Annotated in this window: 7 protein-coding genes; 6 read left to right on the top strand and 1 reads right to left on the bottom strand. The window is 37.1% G+C overall.

Features of this window, described 5'->3' with window-relative positions:
* Window positions 1–126 precede the first annotated feature (126 nt).
* Both IQ264_RS27900 and IQ264_RS27895 read left to right on the top strand, forming a co-directional pair.
* Entirely contained in the window at window positions 127–1,338 is a 1,212-nt protein-coding gene (locus IQ264_RS27900) for a nuclear transport factor 2 family protein (protein WP_193985094.1), read from the top strand.
* Between the two features lie 229 nt (window positions 1,339–1,567).
* Window positions 1,568–5,131: an NB-ARC domain-containing protein gene (locus IQ264_RS27895; RefSeq protein WP_228061875.1), complete on the top strand. Its 3,564-nt coding sequence runs from the start codon at window positions 1,568–1,570 to the stop codon at window positions 5,129–5,131.
* A gap of 218 nt (window positions 5,132–5,349) precedes the next feature.
* Here the strand turns inward: IQ264_RS27895 and IQ264_RS27890 are convergent, their stop codons facing one another.
* A complete protein-coding gene (locus IQ264_RS27890; protein WP_193985092.1) occupies window positions 5,350–6,219 on the bottom strand; it encodes a phytanoyl-CoA dioxygenase family protein in 870 nt (289 codons plus the stop codon).
* Window positions 6,220–6,453: 234 nt separating this feature from the next.
* Here IQ264_RS27890 and IQ264_RS27885 point away from each other — a divergent pair, with 234 nt between their 5' ends.
* From IQ264_RS27885 to cax, 4 genes are all read left to right on the top strand, one after another.
* Entirely contained in the window at window positions 6,454–8,637 is a 2,184-nt protein-coding gene (locus IQ264_RS27885) for a protein-disulfide reductase DsbD family protein (protein ID WP_193985089.1), read from the top strand.
* Window positions 8,638–8,664: 27 nt separating this feature from the next.
* A complete protein-coding gene (locus tag IQ264_RS27880) occupies window positions 8,665–9,417 on the top strand; it encodes a redoxin domain-containing protein (RefSeq protein ID WP_193985087.1) in 753 nt (250 codons plus the stop codon).
* 361 nt (window positions 9,418–9,778) lie between these two features.
* Window positions 9,779–11,128 (top strand): hypothetical protein, encoded by a 1,350-nt coding sequence (locus IQ264_RS27875; protein ID WP_193985085.1) that lies wholly within the window; start codon window positions 9,779–9,781, stop codon window positions 11,126–11,128.
* Between the two features lie 164 nt (window positions 11,129–11,292).
* Window positions 11,293–12,390 carry a calcium/proton exchanger gene (cax, locus tag IQ264_RS27870; protein WP_193985096.1) on the top strand — a complete coding sequence of 366 codons (1,098 nt, stop codon included), beginning with the start codon at window positions 11,293–11,295 and terminating at the stop codon, window positions 12,388–12,390.
* Window positions 12,391–12,574 lie beyond the last annotated feature (184 nt).

Below are 12,574 nucleotides of genomic sequence, written 5' to 3'. Positions count from 1 at the left end.
CCCCATCTCCTCTGCACCCCTGCTTTCCAAATACCTGAACTTTAACTGAACTTTCACAGAACTTTCCTGTAACGACAAAGACTCCTGCATCAACGAAACTGAGATTAGTTGCAAGGAGTCTTCATTATGTCACTGCTTATTAATAACCAAGTCACCAATTTGTTAGACGGTAAAAATACTAAATCCTGCCTCAGCCAATATTTGCAAGGAGTGCAACATTTTGGCATTACCGTTGATGACATGGAAAAAGCTTTAGAATTTTATGTTGGTATTTTAGGGGGCAAAGTTGCGATCGGTGGTAATGGATTTTACGGCGAAGATTTGCAAAATTTGATGTTTCAAAAAGAACAATTAGAAGCAATTGAAAAAGGTATTAATCCCAAATGTATTGGTGTTCCCAACATCCTCAATGGTACAGAAGAAGCTTTAGATGTGCGATTCATTTCCTTTGGCAATACCTGTATTGAAGTCATCCATTTTCGCGATGCCAAACTAAACTATAAAGCCCCAAACATTTTCGCCAAAATTCCATCTTCTGTCGGTTATGCCAACGTCCCGCATATCTCTTTTCACGTCAAAGATGATGTTGATTTGAATGAATTTGCTAAGTTGTTAGAAGCAGAATGTCAAAAGCGAGGTTTGACAGAAGTTGTAGTGAACAAAATCATCACAGTTAACTCAGAAGCAGAGAGGAAAAAAGCGGGACTGCACTACGCTAAAACCGTTTTTCCTCCGGGAGAATTCGACGGTTGGGCATTATTTTACTGCAAAGGGCCAAATGGCGAACAATTAGAATTTAACCAAGTAACTCGGACAACTTTGGTTAATTTTAAAAGAGCGCAACAAGAATACAATCAAGAAGTTGGCAGAGATTTTGTTTGGGCTTCTGATGCGGTGCAAGGTAGCGTCTCTGTTAATAATAGCAATGGTCATTGGGAATGGCCTCACACAAAAAAATGGCCTAAGTTCTCTGGTTCTAAAATCGACATTCTCAAGCAGTTATTCCTAGCTGGGGAAGCGATGAATATTAACAATTTTGTGCAGTTTTTCACTGAAGATGCTCACTACCAATTTGGTAATTTTCCCGTAGTTTACGGACATCAAGGAATTAAAGATTCTTCAATGGCGTTTTTGGAAAAATGCGAAGGTTTGCATCATCATTTGACAAATATGTGGCAAATGTCAGAAGAATTAGTGATTGTAGAAATGATTAATACTTATGTCCGTCATGATGGCAAAATTATTACTTTGCCTTGTGGTGATACTGTACGCTTTCGAGGTGACAAAATTTGTGACATGAGAATTTACATGGATATTGCACCGCTATTTTCTGAATAAATTTCAGTTCGTTGTATCGACTTTAGTCGTAGTAGGACTGAAGTCCCTACAACAAACCTGTGTTTACTAGCGATCCAAACATTTTAATTGGGAAATAATTTGAATCTCTGTCTTTGGGTAGTTGCGATCGCCAATCTAGTCATTAATCAAATAAATTTGCGCCTCAACTCAACTTTAGCGATAATTACGGTACGACCCTGTAGACCGTAAACATGGAAATCCTCGATCGATGATGGAATTTGAGGAAGGCTTAAAAGTTGCAGACGAGGCGTTTTTTCTTAGCGTCGGTAGAAGATTAACAGAGGTAGAAATTGCCATTTTACGAGGCTCTTGGCAAGGTTTAACTTATGAACAAATTTCCGACGTTAGTAGCTATTCTGTTAGTTATCTAAAGCGAGATATTGGGCCAAAATTGTGGAAATTGCTTTCCGAAGCTTTGGGTGAGGAGGTGAGTAAAAGCAATTTTCGACCAGCTTTAGAACGCAAATGGCGATCGCTTTTAACCACACAAACAATAACACAAATTCCTGTTACCAATCGTCGCCAAGATTGGGGAGAAGCAATTGATGTGTCTATTTTTTATGGTCGAACTTCTGAATTAACTACATTATCACAATGGATTTTAAAAGATAATTGTCGATTAATTTGTTTGTTAGGAATGGGAGGAATCGGAAAAACTGCTTTATCTGTAAAGTTAGCACAACAAATCCAAAATAAATTTGATTATGTAATTTGGCGCAGTCTTCGCAATGCACCACCATTAGAAAATCTGCTGAATGAATTAGTTTTGTTTCTCTCCAATCAGCAAGATAACAAAGCAGAATTATGTCAATTAATCAAATATTTGCGTTCTCATCGTTGTTTGGTAATTTTGGATAATTTGGAAACAATTTTAAATGCTAATCGCGCTGGATATTATCGATCGGGATACGAAAATTATGGCGAATTACTACAAGTTATTGGGGAAACTCCACATTCAAGTTGTGTAATTGTTACTAGTCGGGAAAAACCTGCTGAGATTGCTACCTTTGAAGGCGTAGAATTAGCAGTACGTTCTTTTCGATTAAGTGGATTACAAGCAGAAGCCGAACAATTATTTGCTGCAAAAGGCTTATTTGGTTCCGATGCTGATAAACAAAAGTTAATTGAATGTTATGGAGGAAATCCTTTAGCTTTAAAAATTGTTTCTACTTCTATTCAAGATTTATTTGATGGGAATATCAGCGAATTTTTAGCCCAAGATACACCGCTTTTTAATGGGGTGCGACGGCTTTTGGATCGGCAATTTAGCCGTCTTTCTCCTAACGAACAAACGGTAATGTATTGGTTGGCAATTAATCGAGAATGGACGACTGTTTCGGAGTTGTATGAAGATATTTGTCCGCCAATTTCTCGCGCTAGATTGTTGGAAACATTGGAAGCTTTAAGTTGGCGAAACTTAATTGAAAAACAATCAGGTAGTTATACGCAACAACCTGTAGTTATGGAGTATGTGAGCGATCGCCTAACCGAAACCATTGCTGAAGAATTACTCACAAAAAAACTCTCCCTATTTATTAATTACGCACTGTTAAAAACCAACGTCAAAGATTACATCAGAGAAAGCCAAATTCGCCTCATATTAGCACCTATTGCTGAAAAAATTCATACATATTTCACTAATAAAACAGCATTAGAACAACTCTTAAAACAAATTATTAGATTACTAAAATCTGAAGAAAAAGGCTCATTCGGTTATAGTTCTGGAAATCTCATCAATCTCTTTCGTCACTTAGAAACTGATTTAACAGATTATGATTTCTCTAATTTAGAGTTTCGCCAAGCTTATCTTTTAGATGTCAATTTGCACAACGTTAATTTCTGCAATAGTAATTTTTATAAATCAAGCTTCAATCAAGCTTTTGGTAGTATTGTATCTGTTGATTTTAGTCCGAATGGAGAACTAGTAGCTTGTGGCGATGCTACAGGCGAAATTTATCTTTGGTCACTGGATCATGTGCTTAATTCTGCCAGTAGTATTTGTCAACCATTATTAACTTTAAAAGGGCATACTAGTTGGGTTTGGTCAATCAAATTCAGTCCTTTAGGGCAGATAATTGCTAGTTGTGGTGAAGACCAAACTATTAGAATTTGGAATGTCTCAACAGGCGAGTGTTTACGAATTTTACAGGGTCATACAAGTGTAATTTTGTCAGTTTCTTTTAGTCCAGATGGTCAAATCCTGGCTACCAGTAGTGGAGATGCTACTGTAAAAATTTGGGATATAAATACAGGAAACTGTTTGCAAACTTTCTCTGGTAATACAAATCACAACCGTACTGTTTCTATTAGTCCTAATGGTCAATTAGTTGCCAGTGGTAGCGCCGATCAAACTATTAGAATTTGGCAGATAAAAAGTGGTGGACTTTTGAAAGTTTTAACTGGACATCAAGGACAAATTTGGACGATCGACTTTCATCCAAATGGTAAATTAATTGCTAGCGGTAGTCACGATCAAAATATTAGAATTTGGGATGTTAGTACAGGTAAGTGCTTAAAAATTTTAATGGGACATCAGGGACAAATTTGGTCGGTTGCTTTTAGTCCTAATGGTAAAACTCTTGCAAGTGGGAGTGGAGATAGAACAATCAAAATTTGGCAATTTGAAACAGGTGAATGTTTAAAAACTTTCCAGGGACATACTAACTTAGTTTGGTCAGTTGCTTTTAGTCCTGATGGAAGAACGATCGCTAGTGGTAGCGAAGACCAAACAATGAAACTTTGGGATGTCCAAACTGGTCAAGCATTGAGAACTTTTCAAGGCTATGCTATTCAAATTTGGTCAGTTTCTTTTAGCCCTAACGATCAGATTTTAGCTAGTTGTGGCACAGATTCAACTATCAGAATTTGGAATTATCATACAGGCGAATGCCTGAAAACTTTGCAAAAGAAATATACTAGTTGGATGGTATGTCTTGCTTTCAGTCCTAACGGTAAAATTATGGTTAGCGGTAGTGCTGATTGTCATATTAGAATTTGGGATGTAAATACAGGTGAATGTTTACACAATTTGCCAGGACATACTAGTTGGGTAACTTCTGTAGCATTTAGTCCAGATGGTCAATATTTAGCCACTAGCAGTATGGATAAAACTATTAAAATTTGGGATGTTTCTACCAGTAAATGTGTAAAAGATTGGCAGGTACATACAAATTGGATTTGGTCGGTTTCTTGGAGTCCCGACGGTCAAAAGTTAGCTAGTGGTAGTTTAGATAAAATAGTGAAAATTTTGGATGCAAATACAGGTGAATGTTTGAAAAATTTTGTTGGTCATACTAATTGGGTGTGGTCAGTTGTTTTCAGTCCAGATGGTAAAATGTTGGCTAGCAGTAGCAGCGATCAAACTGTCAGAATATGGGATATAAATACGGGAGAAAGTTTAAAAGTTTTTCACGGACATACTAATCAAATATTTGGAGTAAGATTTAGCCCAGATGGTAAATTGATTGCTAGTGCTGGTACCGATCAAACAGTGAGAATTTGGGATATTAATACAGGTCAATGTTTAAAAGTTTTGCCAGGACATAACAATCAAATACGTACTCTGGCTTTTTCTGTTGGGGGAAATGCGATCGCCAGCGGCAGCGCCGACGGAACAATTAAAATTTGGGATGTGCAAACAGGTCAATGTTTAAGAACTTTACAGGCAAAAAGACCTTATGAAGGTATGAATATTACCGGAATTACTGGGTTAAATGAAGCAGAAAAAGCAACGTTAAAAGCGTTAGGTGCAGAAGTTGATTCTACATCATAAAAAAGAAGGTAAAATTAATAACTAACGACTAAACTTAGTTAGCGATCCAATCCAAATTAACACAATATTATCTAAACTAATACAGGCGTTACACAATTGTTACACGCGATCGTATACCCAGGATTTGAGTACTAGCTTTTTCCTGGTATTTTGAAAGGGCTAATCTTCTGCACCAATCGCCAAACCTTTTTTACTTTAGACCATTTGTTTGTCAGCTTTCAAAGCTTAATTTCCTGTCCATTATAGTAGTGTTTAACCTCTTTCCCCGTCGCAATATTGGTAATTTCTTTCATAGAAATTCGTTTGAGGAATGGGTCAGATAACAGTGGTGTGTAATATAAACAATTGTCAAAATAGTAATGGGTTACTTGACTGTGCCGACTTCTTGTAGGATCTAAAATTTTACTGCCACCATGTAATAAGTTAGCAGACCAAATAAGTGCTTGACCTTTCCGAATACAGAGATCAATTTTTTCCAGTTGATAATGAGATATCAAAGATTCTATGAAATTTTCATAAACTGAATAATACTCGTAAGGATGCTGCTGATAACTCCCCTTTATTCCCAAATTATTTAAATCAAATATAGGTAGTTTATGACTGCCGGGATAGTAATGCAGTGGGCCGTTATTTACATCTATATCTTCTAGGGCTACCCACACTCCACACATAAATCCAGCGGGTACGCAATGAAAATGTATTGTATCGCTGTGAGTACTTTGTTCTGTACCTTGAGGAAAATTTAATGTTTGAAAAGGTATGGGTTCTCGCTGATAAAGCGTTTTCAGAATCGAAAGAACTTTAGGTGCTGTAGCGATCGTTCTTACATCATCGTTAAATTTCCAAGCATCTTGAATTCTGTGTGGGTCGATATAATGAGATTCTAGTTGGTTAATTATTTGCTCTGCTATTCGATCGAAGTTAGGAATTTCTGAATCTATAATTAAATAGCCATGAGCGGCAAAATATTTTACTTTCTTTTTGGTTTCTTCATCTAAATTAGATTGTGCCAGTAATTGGTCAAAAAACGGCGACTCAATCCAGGGTAAATTTAGTTGCGGTATTTTGGCTATATTATCTACTATCATATTAGTTTATCTTTGCTTGGTTACAAAGAAAAATTATAATACAAAAGAGTAAAATTCCAGCAAGTTAAACTAAGAAATAATTTCTGACCGGGTGACAACAATCGGTAAACCCCGTCAAGTCCACATAAACGACCTTATTATCAGCGAGGTCGAAGAGCCGAGAAGCTTATCCAGTCTACCTTTTATCCATAGTTGTCACCCCGTCAGAAATAATTTAATAACAGGTAATATCTTATGTCTTGGAGTCGCAGAAATTTTCTGATTTCCGCAGGTGCAGGTTTAGGCATCATACCCAGAATCCAAAAATGGTTAATTATTTGCACAGCAACTCTGTTCTTAGTCTGGAATTTACTAGGAATACCCAACGCTTTAGCAGTAACTAATCCAGTCAAAACTAATAACGTCCAAACACAATTAATTAGCGAAAATAAAGCCATTCAACCGGGCAAACCATTCTGGGTAGCACTATACATGAAAATTCGCCCAGGTTGGCATACTTACTGGCAAAATCCAGGTGACTCTGGTTCAATCCCTAAAATTAATTGGCAGTTGCCAACCGGATTTAAAGCTGGGAAAATAGTATGGCCTCACCCGGAAAGATTACCATTTGGGCCATTAGTAAATTTCGGCTACGAAAATGAAGTTTACCTATTAACTCAAATCACTCCCCCAACTAATTTACCCACAAATAAAGCTGTTTTATTACGTGGTAAAGCTGATTGGTTAGTTTGTGAAAAAGACTGTATTCCCGAAAGTGCTAACATCAGTTTAACTTTACCAATTACCTCTACAACTCCCGCCAAAGATGAAAGATGGGTAACAGCATTTGCGAAAACTAGGCAAGCGATTCCTAAACCAATACCTTGGCAAACTACAGCCACAGCAAATGATACTAATTTAACGATCGCAGTTAATGCCCCAGAATTACAATCTGGGCAAATTAAAAAAGTAACCTTCTTTCCTTTCAAAGACGGAGTAATTAATAACCCAGCACCCCAAAAACTCAACTTTACTAAAGATGGGTTAACTCTGAATTTAGAAAGAGGATATCAACCCAAATTATCCAGTGTAGATGGTGTTTTGGTAATCCAAGAAAAGCTAGACAATCAATCTGTTACCCAAGCTTTTAATATTCAAGCAAAAATTGGTGCGATCGCAGCAACACAGCCAAAAACAGCCGCTACAACTAGCAGTATTTCTGTTTGGCAAGCAGTCTTTTTCGCTTTAATAGGCGGGATAGTTCTTAACTTAATGCCTTGTGTGTTTCCTGTATTATCTTTGAAGGCTTTAAGCATTGCCCAAACTGCTCAAAAAAGTGCTAAAGAAGCGCGAATTAGTGGCATTGCTTTTACGGCGGGAGTGTTAGTTAGTTTTGCGGGTTTGGCGATCGCACTTCTAACCCTAAGATCTTTCGGACAACAAATAGGTTGGGGTTTTCAACTCCAATCACCAATCATTGTCATGCTGTTAGCTTATGTATTATTTGCCGTTGGTTTAAGTCTTTCAGGAGTCTTCATTTTTGGCGCTTCTTTGATGGGAATTGGACAGAATTTGGCAGTAAAAAATGGCTACACAGGCGAATTTTTTACCGGGGTATTTGCCACAGTAATGGCAACTCCTTGTACTGCGCCATTTATGGCAACTGCAATTGGTGTCGCACTTACTCAATCTCCACCTGTCGCTTTAGCAATTTTATTAGTTTTGGGTTTTGGTTTAGCACTACCTTATTTAATTATTTGTTTTGTGCCAGCTTTGCGCCGCAAATTACCAAAACCAGGTGCTTGGATGGAAACGTTTTCTCAGTTTCTCGCCTTCCCCATGTATGGTGCTGCTGCTTGGTTAGTTTGGGTATTAACGCAACAAACTGGAAGTGATGGTTTAGCAGCGGTTTTAACAGGTTTTGTATTAATTGGTTTCGCTGCTTGGTTATATCAAAAAGCCCAAAGATTGGGAAAAATTTGGCGAAGAGTCGGAATTTTTGGGGCGCTAGTTGCGATCGCACTTGCCCTCACTTTAGCACCCATCGCCGGAAATTCCACCATCAAAACCGCCCAACAAACTACAAAAAATTCAGTTTGGCAATCTTATACCGCAGAGAAATTGACGGAAATTCGCCAATCTGGTAAACCTGTATTTGTTAACTTTTCTGCATCTTGGTGTATCACCTGCTTAGTCAACGAACGAGTTGCCCTTAGTCAACCAGAAGTACAACAAGCTTTTCAACAAAAAGGTGTCACATTGATGAAAGCAGATTGGACAAATCGTAACGCTACAATTACAAAAGCATTAAGTAGTTTTGGGCGCAGTGGAGTTCCCCTTTATGTGTTGTATCCTTCCGGTGCAAAATCTCAGGAACCAATTGTGTTACCACAAATCTTAACTCCTGATATCATCCGAAATACATTGAATCAAATTTAAAACAATTTCCAAGGAGAATCAACCAAAATGAAAGCGACTAAAAGCTTATTGGGTATCACCACTACCGGACTTTTCTTAGCTTTAACTGCTCAAATCGGTGCTATTTCTAACGCTGGTAATTTGCTAAATACTGAGAACAAAAATGTTTCTCCAATTACCCATATTGCTGCTTCTAACACTTCCCCTGCCTATTCATCTGCGGGTATTCAATCATCATCGGAAATCAAAGTAGCAGCTGCCAGTGTTAATAAAGCAGCACCTAATTTTGTCGCCGTAGATACTAACGGCAAAACGCACCGTTTAACCGATTTTAAAGGGAAGATTGTAGTTTTAGAATGGACTAATAACGAATGTCCTTTTGTCCGCAAACACTACGGTTCTGGTAATATGCAAAAACTGCAAAAAGAACTTACTGGTAAAGGTGCAGTTTGGATTTCTATTATTTCATCTGCACCCGGAATGCAAGGTTATGTTAGTGCCAGTCAAGCAAATGAACTAACTAAAAGCCGCAATGCCGCACCAACCGCAGTTATTCTCGATCCAGAAGGTAAAATTGGCAAACAATATGGTGCTCGTACTACACCTCACATATTTGTAATTGGCACCGATGGGAATATTAAATATATGGGTGCGATCGATAGTATTGCTTCACCCGATCCCGCAGATATTGCCAAAGCAGATAATTATGTTCGTGATGCTGTAAATTCTTTAATTAGCGGTAAGCCAGTTGCTAATTCTGTCACTCAACCTTACGGTTGTAGCGTGAAATATGGTAGTTAGCGATCGCATCTAAGCACCAGGAGATTGTCTAAGTAAGAATTAAAACACCTTTCTCAGACAATCTCTTTTTTTTCTTTGATAATCAACAATATTTACTAACTTACATAGATAAATAAAAGTATATTTTTTTACTTATTATCCGCTTTTAGCAATCTCCCCTTGACGATTGATTAGAGAAGGCTAAGATTGTGAAGAATAATACGGCAAATTCGTAGTCATATAAATTTCAGTATCCACTACTCCAGGCAGTTGCATATATTGAAGCGTACTAGATATAAATGATATGGCTAAGCCTAAAATGCGGTAAATTTATTGACTGAATACTCGTGAGTTACCAGATATCAGAAGGTGCATAATTAAAATGACAACAACTAAGCATCAAAACACTGAATTTACTGGCAATTTTGCAAAAGATGAGTCAGGAACTCTAAGTTCTTCTTTGAAATTAAATACACAAACACAGCGCAGCCTCCAAGAAGATCAGCAAACCATTTATAACTTTCTTTTTAGATTAGTCAGGAAAAGTTCTTCTGAAGTGGTTTTACAAGAGTTTAGAAAAATGTTTATTGAGCCTGTGTATGATTTAAATTCAGAACCTTTACAAGCTCTTTATAGAATAGTTTTGGCTAATAATGAAACTGAGTTTATCAACACACTAAAACGTTGCTGTTATATTTTAATCAATAACTGGGATTCCACCAGACAGCATCAAGCAATTCGTAATTTAGTAGAGATATTTCCCCAAAGAATCAGTCATCATGCTGTACCTTTAAAACTTTATCGAATTAGTAATTGGATGAATACCTTTGTGAAAAGCAAAGATTTTGAAGATTTAAAGATTTTTGCTTTTCGGAGTGACGAAGGTAAAGCGAGACATTGGAGCGATCGCTATACCTCCTATCTCCTAGTTCCTCAATATATTGAATCCAACAACCCAGTGGAACAAAGAGAAGCCGCTAAAACATTAGCTAAACAATTAAAAGACAAATTTAAATTTGATTTGGCTATGTACACTGCTCGTTCTATCTCCCCAACAGCCAAAGAAAATCTCTCTACAAATCCCACTGGCTTAGGAGAAAAAGTAGTAGATGTGATTAAAATTTTGGTAGGTAGACAAGGTGAATTTAAATACAATGAATTAGCGAGAATTTTCCTCAGACAAACTCACGACTTAAACTATGAAGAATTCAAAGTAAGTTTACATAAATACTTAACTTTTGGCTTTGCCGAAACGCCGACAAATAGTATTATTTGCCATAAATTAATAGGAAAGTTAAAAATCCTGCTCCCAGAATATGAAGGACAAAAGATTAATCGTCAATTCTTACTCAAAACCTGCCAATTTCTCATTGATAATTTAACAATTACAGACCAAGAATATCCATCAGAGCTATTTGTTTTATTGTTATCTCAGAAGAAGACAATCACATTGGTAATTCTATTATTAAAAATCGTCTTAATTTGCGATCGTTCTCGAACTCATTTAGATACCTGTATCGCTGATTTGATTCGACACTATAAAAACTTACCAGAACAGGAATGCCAGTGGGTAATTAACTTTGTAGAAATTTTCAATATTGCCTTTACTATTTACACTGAAGACGTACAATACAATTTAGTCAAGTTAAATGAACAGGAAAATAGGGAATCAATGATGGCCGGGGAAAATTATCGACTTTTTTCTCAAGTGCGATTAAACAATAAATTTTGAATAATTCAAATTTGGTCAATAAATTTTATACTCAGCTTTGATGTAAAGTTATTCTGATTCCTTTAAGATTTTGAAAAATATAAAATTTACGACTGACTGACTTAAACAATATAGAGTGATATGCTGACAAAGGTAAATTTATTTTGTCATTAGCACAAGTTACCATGTCCCTCAAAAAAATTCTTTCCTACGCTTTGTTAATTTTCATACCAATTTCCCTAGCAGCGAAATATTTAGAATGGAATTCTTTAGTAGTTTTCATTACTTCCGCTTTAGGCATTGTACCCTTAGCGATTTGGTTAAGTACAGCAACCGAAGAAGTTGCTGTTATTTCTGGCCCTTCTATAGGTGCTTTGTTAAATGCAGTATTTGGCAATGCAACTGAATTAATTATTGCCATAGTTGCCTTAAGATCCGGTTTAGTTGATATTGTTAAAGCCAGCATTACCGGAACTATTGTGAGTAACTTACTCCTAGTAATGGGACTTTCCATGTTATTAGGTGGACTACGTTACAAAGAACAGGAATTTCAACCAGTAATCGCACGGGTCAACGGTTCAACAATGACTTTAGCGGTAATTGCAATTCTTTTACCCACAATGGTAATTTACACATCCAACGGCGTGAAAGAATCTGCAATTCTCAACCTTTCTATTACAGCCGCCGCAGTATTAATATTAGTCTATGCTTTAACTTTGGTGTTTTCTCTCAAAACCCACAGCTACCTCTATGATGTGGGATTAGTAGAATTAGAATCCGAAACTAGTAAAGGTTCGGAAACTGAAGAAACTACCCACAAACCGAATTTGTGGTTATGGTTAGGGGTTTTAGCAATAGCGACAATTGGAGTAGCTTTTGAATCGGAAATTTTTGTCGGCGCAGTGGAAGAAGCAACCGCAGGTTTGGGTTTAACTCCTTTGTTTACAGGTGTAATTCTGTTACCTTTGGTGGGTGGTGCTGCCGAATATGTTACCGCAGTTGGTGTTGCCATCAAAAATAATATGGATCTCTCAGTTTCGGTGGCAATGGGTTCTAGTTTATTAGTCGCATTGTTGGTAGCGCCAATTTTAGTTTTTGTAGGTTTGGTAATTCATCAACCAATGGATCTTAACTTTAATCCTTTTGAAGTTGTAGCGGTTGCAGTAGCAGTAACAGTTGCCAATTTAATCAGTTTAGATGGACGTTCTAATTGGTTGGAAGGTGCGTTACTTTTGGCAACTTACACAGTTTTGGGTGCCGCTTTTTATTTCCATCCAGCTTAGTAAGAAGTAGGGAGATGGGGAGATGGGGGGATGGCGAGATGGGGGAAATAGAAGAGATTATAGATATTAGGACTTACGCACTCAGCCAAATTTTCAACCAGAGAATCAGCCTTGCAACCTCATAACCGATGCCCAGAACAACCAGATTTTGTTTCAGTGCGTAAGTCCTAAATATAAATTATTT

It is taken from the genome of [Phormidium] sp. LEGE 05292 (assembly GCF_015207735.1).
In the GTDB taxonomy this organism is placed as follows: domain Bacteria; phylum Cyanobacteriota; class Cyanobacteriia; order Cyanobacteriales; family Aerosakkonemataceae; genus Floridanema.
This window is presented reverse-complemented; position numbering and strand designations above follow the sequence as displayed.